This window comes from Aliiruegeria lutimaris, assembly GCF_900099935.1.
GTDB lineage: Bacteria > Pseudomonadota > Alphaproteobacteria > Rhodobacterales > Rhodobacteraceae > Tropicimonas > Tropicimonas lutimaris.
Window position 1 is genome coordinate 26081 of sequence record NZ_FNEK01000039.1, and the last position, 18711, is coordinate 44791.

The 18711-nt window shown below is 64.3% G+C and carries 19 protein-coding genes and 1 pseudogene; 11 read left to right on the top strand and 9 right to left on the bottom strand.

Features of this window, described 5'->3' with window-relative positions:
- The first annotated feature begins 51 nt into the window (after window positions 1-51).
- Together BLR85_RS17210 and BLR85_RS17215 are read left to right on the top strand one after the other, a co-directional pair.
- Window positions 52-813, top strand: coding sequence for an adenosylcobinamide-GDP ribazoletransferase (locus BLR85_RS17210; protein WP_093159126.1), 762 nt, complete (start codon window positions 52-54; stop codon window positions 811-813).
- A gap of 162 nt (window positions 814-975) precedes the next feature.
- The gene (locus tag BLR85_RS17215; protein WP_093159131.1) at window positions 976-2460 is read left to right on the top strand and encodes an inorganic phosphate transporter; all 1485 of its coding nucleotides are present in this window, start codon (window positions 976-978) and stop codon (window positions 2458-2460) included.
- A 100-nt stretch (window positions 2461-2560) separates the two neighbouring features.
- Here BLR85_RS17215 and BLR85_RS17220 read toward each other — a convergent pair whose 3' ends face one another.
- The 5 genes from BLR85_RS17220 to BLR85_RS17240 all read right to left on the bottom strand — a co-directional run bounded on the left by BLR85_RS17220 (window position 2561) and on the right by BLR85_RS17240 (window position 7875).
- Entirely contained in the window at window positions 2561-3070 is a 510-nt protein-coding gene (locus BLR85_RS17220; protein WP_093159136.1) for a CarD family transcriptional regulator, read from the bottom strand.
- 312 nt (window positions 3071-3382) lie between these two features.
- On the bottom strand, window positions 3383-3718 hold the full coding sequence (gene fdxA, locus BLR85_RS17225) for a ferredoxin FdxA (protein WP_093159140.1): 336 nt from the start codon (window positions 3716-3718) through the stop codon (window positions 3383-3385).
- A 49-nt stretch (window positions 3719-3767) separates the two neighbouring features.
- Complete coding sequence (locus BLR85_RS17230; RefSeq protein WP_093159145.1) at window positions 3768-4139, bottom strand: RNA-binding S4 domain-containing protein; 372 nt, start codon at window positions 4137-4139, stop codon at window positions 3768-3770.
- Window positions 4140-4268: 129 nt separating this feature from the next.
- On the bottom strand, window positions 4269-7310 hold the full coding sequence (locus tag BLR85_RS17235; RefSeq protein WP_093159150.1) for a helicase-related protein: 3042 nt from the start codon (window positions 7308-7310) through the stop codon (window positions 4269-4271).
- 199 nt (window positions 7311-7509) lie between these two features.
- Window positions 7510-7875 (bottom strand): tetratricopeptide repeat protein, encoded by a 366-nt coding sequence (locus tag BLR85_RS17240; protein WP_244520761.1) that lies wholly within the window; start codon window positions 7873-7875, stop codon window positions 7510-7512.
- Window positions 7876-8150: 275 nt separating this feature from the next.
- Between BLR85_RS17240 and BLR85_RS17245 the strand changes: the two genes are divergently transcribed.
- The 6 genes from BLR85_RS17245 to BLR85_RS17270 all read left to right on the top strand — a co-directional run bounded on the left by BLR85_RS17245 (window position 8151) and on the right by BLR85_RS17270 (window position 12267).
- On the top strand, window positions 8151-8438 hold the full coding sequence (locus BLR85_RS17245) for an SCP2 sterol-binding domain-containing protein (RefSeq protein WP_093159159.1): 288 nt from the start codon (window positions 8151-8153) through the stop codon (window positions 8436-8438).
- A gap of 6 nt (window positions 8439-8444) precedes the next feature.
- A complete protein-coding gene (locus BLR85_RS17250; protein WP_093159165.1) occupies window positions 8445-9386 on the top strand; it encodes an alpha/beta fold hydrolase in 942 nt (313 codons plus the stop codon).
- 182 nt (window positions 9387-9568) lie between these two features.
- On the top strand, window positions 9569-10660 hold the full coding sequence (gene ribB, locus BLR85_RS17255) for a 3,4-dihydroxy-2-butanone-4-phosphate synthase (RefSeq protein ID WP_244520762.1): 1092 nt from the start codon (window positions 9569-9571) through the stop codon (window positions 10658-10660).
- A gap of 3 nt (window positions 10661-10663) precedes the next feature.
- Entirely contained in the window at window positions 10664-11215 is a 552-nt protein-coding gene (locus tag BLR85_RS17260) for a 6,7-dimethyl-8-ribityllumazine synthase (protein WP_093159170.1), read from the top strand.
- Window positions 11212-11670 (top strand): transcription antitermination factor NusB, encoded by a 459-nt coding sequence (gene nusB, locus BLR85_RS17265; protein WP_093159175.1) that lies wholly within the window; start codon window positions 11212-11214, stop codon window positions 11668-11670. Before BLR85_RS17260 ends, nusB begins: the two co-directional genes overlap by 4 nt.
- Before the next feature lie 189 nt (window positions 11671-11859).
- Window positions 11860-12267, top strand: coding sequence for a hypothetical protein (locus tag BLR85_RS17270; protein ID WP_139188435.1), 408 nt, complete (start codon window positions 11860-11862; stop codon window positions 12265-12267).
- A 116-nt stretch (window positions 12268-12383) separates the two neighbouring features.
- Here the strand turns inward: BLR85_RS17270 and BLR85_RS17275 are convergent, their stop codons facing one another.
- From BLR85_RS17275 to BLR85_RS17285, 3 genes are all read right to left on the bottom strand, one after another.
- Window positions 12384-13160 (bottom strand): enoyl-CoA hydratase-related protein, encoded by a 777-nt coding sequence (locus BLR85_RS17275; RefSeq protein ID WP_093159185.1) that lies wholly within the window; start codon window positions 13158-13160, stop codon window positions 12384-12386.
- Between the two features lie 81 nt (window positions 13161-13241).
- Window positions 13242-13694 carry a cytochrome c-type biogenesis protein gene (locus BLR85_RS17280; protein WP_093159190.1) on the bottom strand — a complete coding sequence of 151 codons (453 nt, stop codon included), beginning with the start codon at window positions 13692-13694 and terminating at the stop codon, window positions 13242-13244.
- Window positions 13691-15673 carry a heme lyase CcmF/NrfE family subunit gene (locus BLR85_RS17285; RefSeq protein ID WP_093159195.1) on the bottom strand — a complete coding sequence of 661 codons (1983 nt, stop codon included), beginning with the start codon at window positions 15671-15673 and terminating at the stop codon, window positions 13691-13693. Before BLR85_RS17285 ends, BLR85_RS17280 begins: the two co-directional genes overlap by 4 nt.
- A 694-nt stretch (window positions 15674-16367) precedes the next feature.
- Between BLR85_RS17285 and BLR85_RS17295 the strand changes: the two genes are divergently transcribed.
- Complete coding sequence (locus BLR85_RS17295) at window positions 16368-16571, top strand: hypothetical protein (RefSeq protein WP_093159204.1); 204 nt, start codon at window positions 16368-16370, stop codon at window positions 16569-16571.
- A gap of 95 nt (window positions 16572-16666) precedes the next feature.
- Here BLR85_RS17295 and BLR85_RS17300 read toward each other — a convergent pair whose 3' ends face one another.
- Complete coding sequence (locus BLR85_RS17300; RefSeq protein WP_244520763.1) at window positions 16667-17155, bottom strand: D-galactarate dehydratase; 489 nt, start codon at window positions 17153-17155, stop codon at window positions 16667-16669.
- Window positions 17156-17267: 112 nt separating this feature from the next.
- Between BLR85_RS17300 and moaA the strand changes: the two genes are divergently transcribed.
- Together moaA and BLR85_RS17310 are read left to right on the top strand one after the other, a co-directional pair.
- Entirely contained in the window at window positions 17268-18269 is a 1002-nt protein-coding gene (gene moaA, locus BLR85_RS17305; protein WP_244520764.1) for a GTP 3',8-cyclase MoaA, read from the top strand.
- A gap of 208 nt (window positions 18270-18477) precedes the next feature.
- Window positions 18478-18711: pseudogene (locus tag BLR85_RS17310) on the top strand (transposase); the annotation flags it as partial.

The window sequence follows — 18711 nt, forward strand, 5'->3', positions numbered from 1 at the left end:
CTTCTGCGACGATAAGGGCGGGAGGACAAGAGCCGCGGGAGTGGATAACGGATGGCTGAGCAGCGACAAATCATAGCTCCCCGCGACATTGCTCTCGCCTGTGCCTTGCTGACCCGCCTGCCCGTTCCGGTCGATGCCGATTTTGCCGCCCGGCGGGGCGCGGGAGCGGCCTGGGCCTACCCGCTGGCGGGGCTGCTGGTGGCATTGATCGCGGGCGGGATCGGCTGGGCCGCGCTGTGGCTGGGTCTGTCCCCGGGGCTGGCGGCGGGGCTGGTGCTGACCGGACAGGTGGTAATGACGGGCGCCATGCACGAGGACGGGCTGGCGGACTCGGCGGACGGGCTCTGGGGCGGCTGGACCCGCGAGCGGCGGCTCGAGATCATGAAGGACAGCCGGATCGGCAGCTATGGCGTGCTGGCCATGGTGCTGGCGCTCGGGCTGCGATGGAACGCGCTGGTCGCGCTCGGAGCCGGGTTCCTGCCAGCGCTGCTGGTGGCAGCGCTCCTGAGCCGGGCGCTGATCGTGGCAGAGATGGCCGCGCTGCCGAATGCGCGCGACGGTGGCATGTCGCGCTCCATCGGGCGGCCGGGGGGCGTGACGGTCGGGCTGGCCATGGTGCTGGCGACCGGGTTGTCGCTGGCGATGATTGGCGGGACGGCCCTGCTTCTGCTGGCCATAGCCGGGCTGGCGGCTTTTGGGTGCGCGATGATTGCGCGCGTCAAGATCGGCGGGCAGACCGGCGATATCCTCGGCGCAACGCAGCAGGTGAGCGAAATCGCGATTCTCGCGGCAGCAACTGTCCTGTTTTCGTAACCGCATATCCGCGCTTGTTTTTTCGCAGATCGGCCTGGGGCGCACCGCGTCGGCGCGATGTGCGTCACATTGTCGTTACGCAAATGTTGCACGTTTGTTACATGGATCGAGGCCAAAAAGCTCTGTAGGGAGCGCCGTAAATCCGAGGTACTGGGGGACAACGTGTCCGACAAGAACTACGAGCCGCGACATTTCGAGACCCTCGACCGAGACCTCGATCGCCTTTCCAGACTTGAGGCAGCCAACGCATTCGTTGCCCGCCCAATGGCGGCGCCGGCGCTGGCGGCAGCCTTCATCCTGCTGTCCGGGCTCCTCGCTGCCCTGCTGATGGATGGCACCACCGGCACGATGGTCATCGTGGTTGCGGCGGCTCTGGGCGCCTACATGGCGGTGAATATCGGCGCCAATGACGTGGCCAACAACATGGGGCCGGCGGTTGGGGCGAATGTGCTCTCCATGGGCGGCGCCATCGCGATTGCCATCGTCTTTGAAAGCGCCGGCGCGTTGATTGCTGGCGGAGACGTTGTTTCGACCGTGGCAAAGGGGATCGTGGCGCCCGAATCGACGCCGTCGGCAGAGATCTTCATCGAAGCGATGATGGCGGCCCTCTTCGCCGCCGCGCTGTGGGTCAATATCGCGACATGGATCGGTGCGCCTGTTTCGACCACCCATGCCGTCGTCGGCGGCGTGATGGGAGCGGGGATCGCGGCCGCAGGTTTCGGCGCGGTCAACTGGCCGATCATGGCGGCGATTGCGGCCAGCTGGGTGATCTCGCCGCTGCTGGGCGGGCTCATCGCCGCCGGCTTCCTGTGGTTCATCAAGGAACGCATCATCTACCAGCCGGACAAGATCGCCGCCGCGCGGGTCTGGGTTCCGGTGCTGGTCGGGATCATGGCCGGCGCCTTCTCTGCCTACCTGGCGCTGAAGGGGTTGAAAAAGATCATCAAGATCGACTTCACAACCGCGCTCGGCATCGGTCTCGCCATCGGTATCGGCGTCTGGCTGATCCTGATCCCGGTGATTCGAAAGCGGTCGCAAGGGCTGGAAAACCGCAACAGGTCGCTCAAGGTGCTGTTCTCGATCCCACTGATCGTCTCGGCAGCCTTCCTCAGCTTTGCCCATGGCGCCAATGACGTGGCCAACGCCGTCGGGCCGCTGGCCGCAATTGTCAGCGCCACCGAAACCGGTGATTTCACCTCTGCCATCAGCGTTCCATTCTGGGTGATGATGATCGGCGCTTTTGGCATCTCCTTCGGGCTGTTCCTGTTCGGGCCGAAATTGATCCGAATGGTCGGCAGCGAGATCACCAAGCTCAACCCGATGCGCGCCTTCTGCGTGGCGCTGTCCGCCGCGATCACGGTGATCATCGCCAGCTGGCTCGGCCTTCCGGTCAGCTCGACCCATATCGCCGTTGGCGGCATCTTTGGCGTGGGCTTCTTTCGTGAGTGGTACGCGGAACGCAGGCTGCTGCGCGCGCGGCACCTGGTGCCGGATCGCCCCGTGCATACCCCGAACGAGCGGCGCCAGAGAAAGCTCGTGCGTCGCGCCCACATGATGACGATTGCCGCGGCATGGATCGTCACGGTTCCGGCGGCAGCGATACTGTCGGGGATCGTCTTCATGGGCATTCGCCTCGCTACCGGGTGACGCCCGGTAGGGGGGCGCCGGGAGGCGCAACGCGACAGGCAAAGAAAAAGGCCGCGGCAAATGCCACGGCCTTTCTTGTTCGTTAGCACTGATCGGCAGGTCAGGCGGCGCGGCTCACGAGAACTTCGTCCACCTGCTTCTGGGCATCCGTCTCGCCCAGGCCGGAAACGGCGGCCACTTCGCGGGTCAGGCGCTCTAGAGCGGCTTCGTAGAGTTGGCGCTCAGAATAGCTCTGCTCGCGCTGCTCGTCGGTGCGGTGCAGGTCGCGCACCACCTCGGCAATGGCGATCAGGTCGCCGGAATTGATCTTCTGTTCGTATTCCTGCGCCCGGCGCGACCACATGGCCCGCTTGACCTTGGCCTTACCCTTGAGCGTGGTCATCGCCTTGGAGACCACATCGGGCGAGGAGAGCGAGCGCATGCCGACGGAGACGGCCTTGTTGGTCGGCACCCGCAGCTTCATCTTATCCTTCTCGAAATCGATCACGAAGAGTTCGAGTGAAATCCCGGCGATTTCCTGTTCCTCGATGGAAATGATCCGGCCAACGCCATGGGCCGGATACACCACGAAATCATTCGGACGGAACTCGAGTTTTTTGGTTCTTGTCATGTTTATCCCCTCGACATCTCCCAAACCCGTCAGCGCAAACGAAAGCCCCGCCGGAAAGGAAAATCTCCGGAGAAGCTTTGATTCAGGGCTCTTGGTAAACACCATACTGGTGAGCAGCCCCAGCAGGCGGGTGTCAGTATTCAGCTTTCATCACGGACATATATAGCAGATTTTCTGACGTTTTCAAAGTGCCGCAGCGCGGCAAGGACGAAAACCGCCTGAAATCATATGATTCAGGCGGAAAGGTGCCGTGCCGGTATGCGTTGCGCCGTTCGGCGAGCCCCGGAATGTCGGGCGGTCGCGATTCGCTTCTCAGCCGCCCTCGCCGGGGGCCTCGGAGAAGAACTCCATCTTGTTCGGCTTGCCGTCCATTTCCTCGTAACCCGGCATCGGGTCCTTCTTGGAGACGATGACCGGCCAGAGTTCGGCATATTTCCGGTTGAACTCGACCCATTTTTCCATGTCCGGCTCGGTATCCGGACGGATCGCATCGGCGGGGCATTCAGGCTCGCAGACACCGCAATCAATGCATTCATCGGGGTGGATCACCAGCGTGTTCTCTCCCTCGTAGAAGCAATCGACAGGACAGACCTCGACACAGTCGGTGTATTTGCAGGCAATGCAATTTTCGATGACGACATAGGTCATGGGGACCTCCGGATTGGCGTTTCGATAGGTGCTAGCCGAGTGCCACGGGCTAATCAAGCGACTCGGTGCGGGAATTGATGAGTCTGCGGCGTTCTTTTTTGGTTGGTCGCGGACCACCACCGACAAGTGGTTTTTGCGCCGGTTGTTCCTCCGGCGGGGAAAGGTCTTCGTAGAGCGCCCGGGCTTCCGGCGCCGGGCCGCGGCGGGTGCCGAGGGCGAGGATGCGGACCACGCGGATGGCGTTTGCCTGCGGAAAGGTCAGCACGTCGCCCGCGGAAACAGGGCGGGCCGGCTTGGAGATCCTGGTCGCGTTCACCCGGACCTTGCCTTCGGAGACCTGTTTCGCGGCAAGGCTGCGCGTCTTGAAGAAACGCGCGTGCCAGAGCCACTTGTCGATGCGAAGCGACGGTGTTTCGGTCATCGGGGCGTCATTCCGCCAGAAAGCGGGAGGATGGGGGGCGCTGCCCCCCGCGCTCTTGCGAGCGCTCCCCCCGAGGTATTTCGGGAAAGATGAAATCCTCTCGTCCGGCGCACGGCAAGTGGCGCGCCGTCACTTCTTCTCCGTGAGCCCCATGAGGGCGGCGGCGAAGGGATTGTCCGGATCGATCGGCTTTTCCTTTTTCGGCGGGCGAGCCTGGTAGGTCTTGGCGCCTTGCGGCTTGCCGCCGCCCTTGCCGCCACGGTGATCGCGGTCGCGACCGCCACCACCCTTGCCATCCTGGCGCTTGCCGCCCTTGCCGCCTTTGCCGCGGGGCTTGCCGCCATGTCCCTGGCGCTCTTCGCCGGCTTGCTGGCCGCGCCCCTGCCCTTGCTGGTCGCGGCGCGGGCGACCGCCGCCCTGGCGGCGGGGAGCCCAGCTGAATGTGTAGAAGATCTCGAGTTCCGGCTCGACCTCCGCGACCGCTTCGGTCTCTGTCTCGGTGACAGCTTCGGCCTCGGTGGCTGCCTCTGCGGCGACGGGAGCCTCTTCCATGGAGGCGACGGGTTCGGATTCCGGCGCTTCAGGCGCAGCGGCTTCCGGCTCGGTCGCCAATCCCTCGGCGGGTACATCGGCAGAAACGGGCACCTCCTCGACCGGGGCGTCCTCAGCCGGGGTTTCAGCCACCTCTTCAGGGGCTTGCGCTGCGTCCTCGACCTCGGCGGGAGAGTCTTCTGCGGTGGCCTCTGGCGCGTCGGCAGCCTCGGCCTCCTCCGGCTTGGCATCCGGCGCGGCCGCTTTCACCTTGGCCCGCTCGCCTTTTTCGGCGCGGTAGCCAAGCCCTTGCAGCAGTTCGGCGAATTGCTCCAGCGTCATGCCGGTGATCGACAGCATGTCGGGCGTTGCCTCGAAGCCGCCGCGGCTGTCTTCGCCACGCAACTGGTCGGCGAGGCGTTCCAGCATATCGATGCGGATCGCGCGCGAGCCGGCGATTCGGTAGCCGGACATGGCGGCATGTTCCTGCGGGGTGCCTTCGGGCACCGGCACGGTCACGAGTCCCGGCGGCGGCGCCTCGGGGAAATGGTCGAGATCGTTCCAGAGCGACCAGAGCACGAGGCGCAGGCGCGTCGGCGCGGGCTTGAGCAGAAGCGGCATGAAGATCGTGTACTGACCGAAACGCACGCCATGCTTGCGCAGCAGACCGCGGGCCTCCTGGTCGAGCGCCTTCACGTCCGCCGCGATGCCGTCGCGGGGCAACACGCCGAAGCCTTCGAGCATCTGGAACGCGAAGCCACGCGGCATGCCGGTGAGCGTTTCATCCTTGCTCATGCTGAGAAGCGGCTCGAAGAGCGTTGCCACCTTGCGGTCGATGAAATGCTGCAGGCGGCGGGTGACCTTTTCGATCACGTCATGGCCGGCATCTTCTTCGACGAAAGCCTGCACTGCGGGTTTGAACGCATCGCCGCCCTTGACCAGCTTGCCGACGGCATGCTCGCCCCACATCAACCCGCCCTGCTCGGTAAAGTCGATCTCGGTATCGGGCGCGTTGTAGAAGCGATCCGCGCGCAGGTGGAATTCCGGCCTCAGTGCCGTCATTGCCGCCTGGTGCAGCATCTTCGCCTCTTCCGGCGTTTGCGATGTGTCCTGGGAGAAGCGGAACCCCTCCAGACGGCCCACGAATTGATCGGCAACCGTCACTTCACCCTTGTCGTTCACCTCGGCCACAAGGCTCTCCTTCTGCTTCAACCGCCGCAACAAGACGCTCGTACGCCGGTCAACAAATCTTTGAGTCAAAGCTCCGTGAAGAGCATCCGACAGGCGGTCTTCTACCGCGCGTGTTTCCCCGCGCCAATGCATTTCGTCATCTAACCAGCCCGAACGTTGCGCGACATACGTCCATGTGCGGATATACGCCAGTCTTTTGGACAATGTATCAATATCGCCGTCACTTCTATCGATGCGTTTGACCTGTCGGGCCATCCAGTCATCGGGCACCCGACCGACATCGTTCAGAAAACCGAAGATGCGACCCAGCAGGTTCGCGTGTTCGGAATGGCTGATGCCACGGAAATCGGGGATTCGGCACACGTCCCAGAGCATGCGAACGCCGCGCGGGTTGCGGACACGGTGGATCACCTCCGGCTCGGCTGTCAGCGCCTTCAGCGCCATCAGGTCATCGGCCTCCCGTGTCCGGGTCAGGAGTTCGTCGTCCGTGCGCTCCTCAAGCGAGGCAATCAGCCGGGGGACGGTGCCGAACTCGAGATCCGAGTTACGCCATTGCAGCTTTCGGATCGGCGCGAAGCGGTGGTTGACGATTGCCTCGATCACCTCCTCGTCGAGCGGCGGGGCCTCGCCGGTGACGCCGAAGGTGCCATGGGTCTTGTAGCGCCCTGCCCGGCCGGCAATCTGGCCCAGTTCGTTGGGGGTGAGGTCGCGCATGCGGCGGCCATCGAACTTGCGCAACCCCGAGAGCGCGACATGGGTGATGTCGAGATTGAGGCCCATGCCGATGGCGTCGGTGGCAACCAGATAATCGACCTCGCCGGACTGGTAGAGTTCGACCTGGGCGTTGCGAGTGCGCGGGGAGAGCGCGCCCATGACCACCGCCGCCCCGCCCTTCTGCCGACGCAGCAACTCCGCGATCGCATAGACGTTCTCGACCGAGAAACCGACGATGGCGGAGCGCGGCGGCATGCGGGAGATCTTCTTGGAGCCGGCATAGGTCAGGTCCGAGAAGCGCTCGCGGCGCAGGAAATGGGCCTTGGGCACCAACGCGGCGATGGCCCCGCGCATCGTGTCGGCACCGAGAAACATGGTTTCATGCTGGCCGCGAGCATGCAGCAGCCGGTCGGTGAAGACGTGGCCGCGCTCGGGATCGGCGCAGAGCTGGATCTCGTCGATGGCGAGGAAGTCGGCGCCGATATCGGTCGGCATCGACTCGACCGTACAGACCCAATACTGCGCCCGCTGAGGCACGATCCGCTCCTCGCCGGTGACCAGCGCCACCACGGAGTGGCCGCGCAGCTTGACGATCCGGTCATAGACCTCGCGCGCCAGCAGCCTGAGCGGCAGGCCGATCACACCGGTGCGATGCGCCAGCATCCGCTCGATTGCGTAGTGCGTCTTGCCCGTATTGGTGGGGCCGAGCACCGCGGTGATGTTGGTCTGGCGCATCTGGGAGGGGTCTATGTTCGATCTGTTCGGGACGAGAGTGAATATCGGCTGGGCTCAGGGCGCCCCAGTCAAACCGCTGGGGTCGGCACCCTGTCCGGGGTCACGCCCCTCTTGTCTGCGCTCATCTGGAAACGGATCGTTCGGGTCTGCCGGGGTCCTTCATGCCACATCTCAAGTCCCCTCTCTTGCCAAGGCCGACCTAGAGATGCTCGCCCTCGACGGTTTTCGACAGCCGTTCGATGGCTTCGTGTAATTCAGGGCGGTGGGGATGTATAGCCTCGACGGCGCGATAAGCCTCCAGTGCTTCCTTCTCGTGACCCAACTCCTCGAAGATCACCGCGAGCCCCATCAGCGCGCCGAAATGATTCGGGTTGAGCGCGAGCGTCTGGCGGATGTCTTCCAGCGAGAGGCCGAGTTCGCCCATGTGGAAAAAGACCGTGGCGCGGGCGTTCCAGCCTTCGGCGAAATCGGGCGCATGGTCCGTCAGCGCCGTCAGATGTTCCACAGCCGTGTCCAGATCACCCGATTCGAGCGCGGCCGTTCCCCGGCGCAGCAAAAGATCCATGGCGGGAGATCCCGACTTGGCCCATTGCTGAAGTATACTATCCTCTATCTGAACCCAGCCGGGTTGTTCGGGTTTCGCCAATTCACCAAGGAGGCGCTCGACCTCCTCCGATCCCATAGCCTGCCCGAACGCGGGCAAAGAAATTACGTTAACGGCAAGAAATGCCGCAACGAACCGGTTGAGAGAGCGTGCATAGCTAATCATAACGGTCGAAGTCTAACGAGATCGCCGGAGAATCCAACAAGCCGCCGATCAAAATCATTGGAGGATAACGCGTGAGTGAACTTATCGAGAAGGCCGTGGCGGCACTGAGCGAGCGTATGGACGGCGAACTTGCCGGCTCTGCCAAGTTCGTGCTGTCGGGCGAAGGCACCATCATGATCGACGCTGCGGGCGTACGCGCGGGCGACGAGGAGGCCGACGTGACGCTGACCGCCGATGCGGACGTGTTCCAGCAGATCCTGGAAGGCGATCTGAACCCGACCGGCGCTTTCATGTCCGGAAAGCTCACCGTTGACGGCGACATGGGCCTTGCCATGCAGCTGGCCAGCGTCCTGTCCTGAGTGGGAATGGAGCGCGCTCCCTTCTTTCATGACATTGCCGACGCGCCCGAGGGCGCCTCGGCCTTCTGGGTAACGGCTGCTGACGGGGTGCGCCTGCGCGTGGCCCTGCTCGCCCCGCCGCCGGCGGATGCGCGGGGCACGGTGCTGCTGTTCACCGGCCGCACGGAGTATGTCGAGAAATACGGCCCCGCCGCTACCGAGCTTCAGGCACGCGGCTATGGCTGCCTGAGCCTGGACTGGCGCGGCCAGGGCCTTTCGGACCGTCCGCTCGACGACCCGGCCACCGGCCATGTGGGACGGTTTTCCGAGTACCAGATCGACATCGACGGTTTGATGCGGACAGCCGAGGCGTTGTCCCTGCCCGCGCCTTTCTTTCTGATTGCCCATTCCATGGGTGGCGGCATCGGATTGCGCGCGTTGCACGGCAAGCTGCCTGTGCGAGCGGCAGCCTTTACCGGGCCGATGTGGGGCATCGCCCTGCCCGCCATGCTGCGTCCCGTAGCGCAGATTCTGGCCGCTCTCGGCCACTCGACCGGTTTCGGGCATAGTTTCGCGCCCTCGACCAAGCCGGAGACCTATGTTCTGGAAGCGCCATTCGAGGATAACACTCTGACGACCGACCGGCAGATGTTCGACTGGATGCGCGGACAGCTTCGCGCCCATCCCGAGCTTGCCCTGGGCGGGCCGTCGATGACCTGGCTGCATGAGGCCTTCACGGAGCTGCGCGCGCTGCGGGAAATGCCCGCGCCCGACCTGCCCTGCCTGACCTGGGTGGGGGGCAATGAGCGGATTGTCGACATTCCGGCCATTCGCCGGCAGATGACGGCTTGGCCGAAGGGGAAGTTGATCGAGATCCCCGGGGCGGAACATGAGGTGATGATGGAACCGGAAGCGACGCGGCGCGCCTTTTTCGACGCGACGGCGGAGCTGTTTGGCCGCGCGGTCTGACCACCCCTGGCGTGATTGCGGCATCTGTCGCAGGGGGGCGCTGCCCCCCGAAGTATTTCCGGAAAGATGATTGGGGCCGTTTTCGCGGTTGTCGGGCTTGGGATTGCTTGTTCCGGGGCGCTCTGTCTGGTAAAGCGCGCCGCCTTGGGCTACCAGAGCCTACATTTTCCGGGGAGCCGACCTTGACCGAATCCTATGCCGAAGCAATTTCTCCAATCGAGGAGATCATCGAAGACGCCCGCAACGGCCGCATGTTCATCCTTGTCGATCACGAGGACCGCGAGAATGAAGGCGATCTCTGCATCCCGGCCCAGATGGCTACACCCGACGCGATCAACTTCATGGCCACCCATGGGCGCGGGCTGATCTGCCTGACGCTGACCGGCGAGCGCATCGACGCGCTCGGCCTGCCGTTGATGGCTTCCTACAATTCCTCGCGCCACGAGACGGCCTTTACCGTGTCGATCGAGGCCCGCGAGGGCGTGACCACCGGCATCTCGGCCCACGACCGTGCCCGCTCCGTGGCCGTGGCCATCGACAGCGCCGCGACGGCGGCCGATATCGCCACGCCCGGTCATGTCTTCCCGCTGCGCGCACGCGATGGCGGCGTTCTGGTGCGGGCCGGCCATACCGAGGCCGCCGTGGACGTCTCCCGGCTTGCCGGTCTCAACCCTTCTGGCGTGATCTGCGAAGTCATGAGTGACGATGGCACCATGGCCCGCCTTCCCGAACTGATCGCTTTCGGCCAGAAACACGGGCTCAAGATCGGCACGATTTCCGACCTGATCGCCTATCGTCGCCGGCACGACAACCTCGTGCAGGAGACCGAGCGCCGCAACGTGACCTCGCATTTCGGCGGCGAGTGGGAAATGCGCATCTTTACCGACGGCACCGAAGGCACGGAGCACGTGGCGCTGGTCAAGGGCGACATCACCACGCCGGAGCCCGTGTTGGTGCGGACCCATGCGCTCGACCCGCTGGCCGACCTGCTGGGCATTGGCGTGGTCCGGCCCGACCTGCTGGGGCGTGCGATGGAGATTATCGCCAAGGAAGGCCGTGGTGTTGTCTGCCTGTTCCGCGAGCCGCAGCCCAAGCTGCATCGCGAGGAAGAAGAAGGCCCACGCACCGTCAAGCATACCGGGCTTGGCGCGCAGATCCTGTCGGAGCTGGGTTTGAACGAGCTGGTACTGCTGACCAATTCGCCGGCCACGCGTTATGTCGGCCTCGACGCCTACGGGCTGACCATCACCGGCACCCGCCCGATCACGGAGTAGACCATGGCTCAAGCCGAGACCCACTACACGCTTCCGCTACCGAGCTTCGACAAGCCCGTGAAGCTGCTTATCGTTGTCGCCCCTTACTACAAGGACATCGCCGACGAGCTGGTTGCCGGTGCCAAGGCGGAGATCGAGAAGGCTGGCGGGGAATGGGAGTTGGTCGAGGTGCCCGGTGCGCTGGAAGTGCCGACCGCGATCCGCATCGCCTATCGCCAGGCGAATTTCGATGCCTTCGTCGCGCTTGGCTGTGTCATTCGCGGCGAGACCACGCATTACGACACGGTCTGCAATGACAGCTCGCGCGCACTGCAACTGCTGGGACTGGACGGGGCCTGTATCGGCAACGGCATCCTGACCGTGGAGAACCGCGGCCAGGCCGTGGCCCGCGCGGAAGCCGCCGGGCAGAACAAGGGCGGCGGCGCGGCGGCGGCGGCGCTGCATTTGATCGCGTTGACCCGTAAATACGGCGGCGCGAAGGAACAAATCGGCTTCAAACCCCTGCGCGACGAGATCCTGCTCGCCGGCGAACCGGATGGGTCCAAAACCGCATGACCGACAAGAAACAGATGCGTTCGGCCGCGCGGCTCTATGCCGTGCAGGCCCTGTTCCAGATGGAAAGCTCCGGGCAGACGACCGAGTCGGTCGTCAAGGAGTTCAAGGACCTGCGCTTTGGCGCCACCTATGACGATATCGGCGAGTTCGCCGAGGCCGATCCGGAGATGTTCCGCAAACTGGTCTTCACGGCGGTGAACGAGCAGGCGAAGATCGACCAGATGACCCACCGCGCGCTGGTGGCCAAGTGGCCGATCGCGCGGATCGACCCGACTTTGCGGGCGCTGTTCCGTGCGGCCGGGGCGGAATTGGTCGAGGCCGTGACGCCGCCGAAAGTGGTGATCGTGGAATACGTGGATGTGGCCAAGGCCTTCTTCCCCGAGGGGCGCGAGCCGAAATTCGTCAATGCCGTGCTCGACCACATGGCGCGCGAGGCGCAGCCGGAGAAGTTCTGAGCAAGGGTTCTCTATTGGTTGCGGAATCCCGGTGTTCCATCCCCGCAACATCGTTGCTGCATGGCACCAACTCGGGAAGACAAAGCCGCTCACAACATGCTACGTCGGTACCTAGGAAAAAACTAAGCGGGAGGAGGCGCGGAAACCGTGCTCCTTGCGCATATCCGTGCCTCCCGATCGGAGTGCACCTTGCCCGACCTCAGAGCCATACTGGCATTCTACCAAGCAATCGCGTTTTTCAGCGCCACGGGCGCCCTTGCCGGCGAGGCGCGCTGTTGCGCGTGGCGCGAACATGAGGCGATGGTCCAGGCCTTCCTGTCGCCCGTCGAACGCTCGACCATCCAGTTCCTGTCCAAGGAAGACCGCGCCGTTCGCCTCAGGAAAGGCGAAACCCGGTTCAGGACCTGGGAAGCGGCAAATCCGGATATCGTGGACTTCCTCAAGGCCAAGGCAGAGAACCTCGCCTACGCCCCGCAGGCAAGCGATCTGATGCGGGAGGTCGAGACGCATGTCCGGCATCGTCCACTCCCTGCCAAGGACCGGCCGGCGCGGGAAGAGGCTCCGAGCGCCAGCAAGAACAATCGAAAGCTGGTCTGAAGGCATTTTCCCATTTCAACGGGATGATTTTGAACGGGGCCCTGCCAGAATACCCGCAGGGCCAAACCGACCCGCAAATCCGGAACGTTCTGGACAAACCCGTCCGGCGTGGTCGCTTAGCGTCCCTCGAACGCTGCCTTTCGCTTGTCGAGAAACGCCACCACGCCTTCCTTGAAATCACGGGTGTGCCCGCACTCGCCCTGAAGGCGCGCCTCCAGTTCAAGCTGCGCTTCCAGCGTATTATCGAAGCCTTCGCGAAGGGCCTGCTTGATATGCGCATAGGCGGCGGTGGGGCCCTGGGCGAGGTGCAACGCGCGGCGCCACCAGTGATCGGCGAAGCCCTCGTCGGGAACTGCTTCCCAGATCATGCCCCAGTCATCGGCCTGTTTGGCCGTGATCGGCTCGGCAAAGAGCGAGGCGCCCATGGCCTTGGAAAAACCCATCTGGCGCGGCAACCAGTAGGTTCCGCCAGCATCGGGCATCAGGCCGATCCGGGCGAAGGCCTGCAGGAAGACAGCGCTCTCGGCCGCGATCACCACATCACAGGCGAGCGCGAGGTTGGCCCCCGCCCCCGCGGCGGCGCCGTTGACGGCGGCAATGGTCGGGATCGGGCTGTCATAGATGGATTGCAGCAGCGGCGTGTACTCGTCGCGCAGGGTACGTTCGAGGTCGATATTGCCGATATTGGCCCGGTCGCCCAGATCCTGCCCGGAGCAGAAGGCGCGCCCCTTGCCGGTGAGCACCGCGACCCGCGCCTCGCCGGCGGCCTGTTTCATCGCATCGGCGATCTCGGCCCGCATCTGGGTGTTGAGCGCGTTCATCACCTCGGTGCGGTTCATGGTCACGATGGCGATATCGTCGCGGATCGCGTAGCGGATCGTGTCGTAATGCAACTGGGTCTCCCTTTCGCTCGTCGGCGGGAACAATAGGCATGGCGTCGGCGCAGGAAAGGGCCCTGCACGCGAAACCGCGCGTCACTCCTCCAGAAGATCCTTCAGCCGCGCCTCTTCCTCGGCGTTGAGCCCGGTGGCGGACGCATCGGGCGCCTTGCGCCGGCCGCGCACATAGCCGAAGCCCACCCAGCCCGCGATCAGCAAGAGCGCCGGACCGGTGATCCAGAGGATCAGGTTCGCGCCCGTCGTGGTCGGCTTGAGCAGGACATATTCGCCGTAGCGGCCGACGACGTAATCGACAACCTGCTCGTCCGTGTCGCCCTCGACCAGACGCTCGCGCACCAGAACCCGAAGATCGGAGGCCAGTTCGGCATTGGATTCATCGATATTCTCATTACGGCAGACAAGGCAGCGTAGCTCCTTGGAGATCTCCCGCGCGCGGGCCTCCAGCGCGGGATCGTCGAGAACCTCGTCGGGCGTCACCGCGAGCGCCGGCGCGGCCGCCAGCAACAGGGCAAGGATCAGTCGTTTCATTCGGCGGGCACCCCGGTGGCGTTGGATTTGCGTTGGCGGGCACCTGCGGCGATGCGGTAGCGGCGGTCGGAGAGCGACAGGATTCCGCCCAACCCCATCACGATGCATCCCGCCCAGATCCAGTTGGCGAAGGGTTTGACATAGGTCCGCACGGCCCAGCCGCCATCGCTCTGACGGTCCCCGATGACCAGATAGATGTCGCGCCAGAACCCGTTGTCGATCCCGGCCTCCGTGGTGGGCATCGCAGCCACCGGGTAGACCCGCTTCTCGGGGTGCTGCACGGCGATTTCCTTGCCATTGCGGTAGATCGCCATGCTCGCCGTGGTGGCGATGTAGTTCGGCCCCTGGACATCGTGCACTTCGCGCAGCTCGATCTCGTAGCCGGCATGCTCGAAACGCTCGCCGACATAGGCCACACGGATATCCTCCGATTCCCAGGCCGTCAGCCCGGAAACGCCGAACACTGTGATCGCCAGGCCGATATGGGCCGTGCTCTTGCCCCAGTCGCCGCCGGGCAGGCTACGCAGGCGGCGCAGCTTGCTGGAGAGGTCCCCGCGCCCGGTGCGCGTCCACAGATCAACGAGCGAACCAAGCGTCACCCATGTGGCGAGCACGAAGCCCACGGGCGCCAGCATGGAGCCGCCCGTCTGCATCACCCAGACCAGCGCGCCACCGGCGATGGAAAGCGCCAGCACGCCCCAGAGCGGCTGCATGGTGCGCCTCAGGTTTCCGCGTTTCCACGGCAGCATCGCGCCTACGGGCAGGATCGCGGTGAGCGCGACCATGAAGGGCGTGAAGGCGGCATCGAAGAAGGGCGCGCCGACCGAGAGCTTGCGGCCAAAAGCCATCTCGGCCACCAGTGGCCAGATCGTGCCGACAAAGACGACGAAAGAGGCGACGGCGAGCAGGATATTATTGGTCACCAGCGCGCTTTCGCGGCTGATCATGCCGAAGACACCCTTGGCCTCCATCGCGGAGGCGCGGGCGGCGTAGAGTGTGAGCGCGCCACCCATGAAGACGGCGAGGATCATCAGGATGAACACGCCGCGTTCGGGATCATTGGCAAACGCATGCACTGAGGTGATGACCCCTGAACGCACGAGGAAGGTGCCGATCAGCGAGAAGCCGAAGGCCATGATGGCCAGCAAGATGGTCCAGCTCTTCAGCGCCTCGCGCTTTTCGACCACGATGGCCGAATGCAGCAGCGCGGTGGCCAGTAGCCAGGGCATGAAGGAGGCGTTCTCCACCGGGTCCCAGAACCAGAACCCGCCCCAGCCAAGCTCGTAATAGGCCCACCAGGAGCCGAGTCCGATGCCGATGGTCAGGAAGAGCCAGGCCGCCAGCGTCCAGGGCCGCACCCAACGCCCCCAGGCGGCGTCCACCTTGCCCTCAAGCAGCGCCGCAATGGCAAAGGAGAAGGCCATGGAGAGGCCCACATAGCCGAGGTAGAGAAACGGCGGGTGGAAGGCGAGGCCAGGATCCTGCAGGAGCGGATTGAGATCCTCGCCGTTCATCGGCACCGGCATGCCTTGCCGGGTGAACGGATTCGAGGTGAGCAGGATGAAGCCGTAAAAGGCCACCGAAATTGCCGACTGAACGGCCAGCACCCGCGCCTTGAGCGAGGACCGCAGATTGCCGCCGAACACTGCCGCGCAGGCGCCGAACAGCGCCAGGATCAGCACCCAGAGCAGCATCGAGCCCTCGTGGTTCCCCCAGACGCCCGAGACCTTGTAGAGCATCGGTTTGGCCGTGTGGGAGTTCAGGATCACCAGCCGCAGCGAGAAATCCGAGGTGACGAAGGCGTAGGTCAGCGCCCCGAAGGAGAAGGCGACCAGCAGGAATTGCACGATGGCCGCAGGCTCGGCCACGGCCATCCATCCCGGCCATTGGCGGGAGGCGCCCACGAGCGGGACGGTCATCTGAACGATCGCGACAAGCGCGGCGAGGACGAGGGCGAAATGGCCAAGTTCTACTATCATGCGCGGGACCCTAGCGGAGGGTTTCGCATCCGGCAACGGGCATCAGGAAGATGTGAGCGGCTGGCCGCGAAAGGTCCGCAAGAACAATCCGGCCGACCGCGAAGGAGACCAACCGCGGATCGCCACCGACACGGTCGCCGAGCCCGAAGGAGGCCACCGAGCGGGAGCGGAGTCCGGTTTGGTCCGACACGGCCCGGGACCGAATTAACGCGCTTGTGGATTTTTCCATCAAGGACGGGTTTAACTGGAACGCATCCGGGTTTATGCGACGGGCCCGCGACCGGCCAATAGCCGGGTCTGTGTTTCCCGCTCGAACCGGGCGGTCCAGGAGGTAGAGGCATGAGAAGCCCAAACATTCTCGTCTCGCGCGACGGCGGCGCCAGCGCAGGATCCGCGCTGCGCCACGCCACGCCGCTTCCCGGAATGAGCAGACATGCGACAGGCCCTGCCACCCGTTCCGGGTACAGGATCGCCAACCGCCTGCTGCCCCTTTGCCCCTTCGCGCAATCGCAATATCCGGCCACAGCGAGAAGCTCGTCGCGCGCCATGCCGAACCAATGCTGCCCCAAGGCGTCCGCCGGACGCTTCCTGACCGTGAACATTCGAATTCCCGCGAGGACAACCTTGGCGGCATCACCGCGCGTGTCGTGCAGGACGCCCGCATCCCAGTTCCACTGACTTACTGAGGTCACCCATGTCCATTGTTACCGATTCCACCGGCCGGATCCGCGCGATCACGCAAGAGCTGGAAAAAACCCGCAACGAGCTGAGCATGGCACTGGCCAAACCCGAATGCTCGGGCGGCGCACCCGATTCAGAACGCAGCCGCATCACGGATCTGCATCGCCGTATCAGCGGCGCCCTCTCAGCGCTGCACGGCGAGGCGCGGGACTGGTAAGCGGGAAAAAACTGCTTCGACAGGCCGCGGATATTCTTGTCTCAAGGGATGGGCGGCCTGACCTGTGATCAAAATGCGTGACGCCAGAGCACTGATCAGCCGCTAAAGACGACGAGTTCCGGCAGTTCCGTCAGCGGCGCCTTCAGGACCCGCATCGCCGGCAGGCTCACCCGCGTTCCCGATCCCGGCGAGCCGCCGGAAGGGCGCAGTTCTACCTGAACCGATGTGCCCGCGCCGGGATATTCCAACCGTCCCATGACGACCTGGTCCACGAGGCCGGTTTCGGCCCAGAAACCGGGATCTGTGGGATCGCCGAGCGAGGCGATGGTCGTGCCGAGGCGCACTTCGGAGATCACGGCCGGCGCGGCCGCCGCTGCGGCGCGTTCCTGCGCCGTCGTGGTGTCCAACTGCTCGACCGTCTGCGCATCCGACGCCGGCACCGGCGCGCTTACATTGGTTTGAGTGCCGATCTCGGCATCCGTCCCGGCAACAGTCGCAACCGGTTTGCCAATGGGAAGCTTTGCCCCCACACCGCAACCGGCAGTCACGAGCGCGAGAAGCACGATCCAGTTTCGCGTGTTCATCTCTGTTCCCCTGCCGCTTCTCTTTCGCCAACACCCTGCCGCCCGACGCAGCGACAGGCAACAGGCTTTGCCGCTCTTGCACCACCAGCGCACTCGGCGTAGCCTGCCCGCCATGGATGCGCCGCTTATCGACCCTTTCCAACGCCCGGTGAGTTATCTTCGGGTTTCTGTCACGGACCGCTGCGATTTCCGCTGCAGCTACTGCATGTCCGAAGACATGACCTTCCTGCCCAAGCGGGAATTGCTGACATTGGAGGAACTCGACACCGTCTCCACGGCATTCATCCGGCTTGGCGTGCGCAAACTGCGCATCACCGGTGGCGAGCCGCTGGTGCGTCGCGGGATCATGACCTATTTCGAGGCGATGTCGCGCCATCTCGAAACTGGCGCCCTCGATGAACTGACGCTGACAACCAATGGCTCGCAGTTGCATCGATTCGCCGGCGATCTGGCCGGGCTGGGCGTGCGGCGGGTAAACATCTCGCTCGATACGCTGAACGAGGAGAAATTCGCGCAAATCACCCGCTGGGGGCGCCTGCCTTCCGTGATGCGCGGGATCGACGCCGCCCAGGCGGCCGGTCTGCGGATCAAGATCAACGCCGTTGCCCTCAAGGGGTTCAACGAGGACGAGCTTTTCGACATGGTCGAATGGTGCGCCGCCCGCGACATGGACCTGACCTTTATCGAGGTCATGCCGATGGGCGATATGGGCAGCGAGGACCGGCTGGACCAATATTGGTCGCTCAAGGATCTGCGCGCGCGCCTGGAAGAGCGCTATTCCACCACCGACCTCGCCGAGAACACAGGTGGCCCGGCGCGCTATATCCGGCTGAACGAGTCAGGCCAGAAGATCGGCTTCATCACCCCGCTCACCCATAATTTCTGCGAAAGCTGCAACCGCGTGCGGCTGACCTGCACCGGCGAGCTCTATATGTGCCTCGGCCAGGAAGACCGCGCGGACCTGCGCCCTGCCCTGCGTTCCTCCACCGCGCCGGCGCTCGACGAGGCCATCCGCGCCGCAATCCGGCTCAAGCCCAAGGGGCATGATTTCGACTATTCACGCCAGAAGGTGGACGGACAGATGCCGCGCCATATGAGCCATACCGGCGGGTAGGAACGCGCAGCCCCCAGCCGATACCGGACTGTTCAACCGCCTTGCGGCCGAAACAACATGCGCCGACACCCCGATCCGGTAACGCCAATGTGAAGGACGGGATTTCGACAGAACCGAAAGTGACGCTAAAGCGTACCGCCAAAAACCTGAATCGTTGGGATTCCGTTGAAGCCTGATCTGTGATTCATCCTGTTTGGGAGGATGGATCATGTCAGCACCTTTGCCGGACGTGCTGCGGCTGCGGTTTCAGAAGTTGGTTGAAGTAGGGTTAAGCGGGCGCGCGGCAGCGTTGCGGTTAAAGCTGTCGCCAGCAACAGGGGCCAGATGGGCGCTCTCGATCCGGCGCACGGGCCGTGCCTGTGCCGCTCCCCAAGGTCGTCCCAAAGGCAAGGGAAAGCTCGATCCGCATCGCGCCTTCTTCGCCGAGATCATCGGGCAGGAC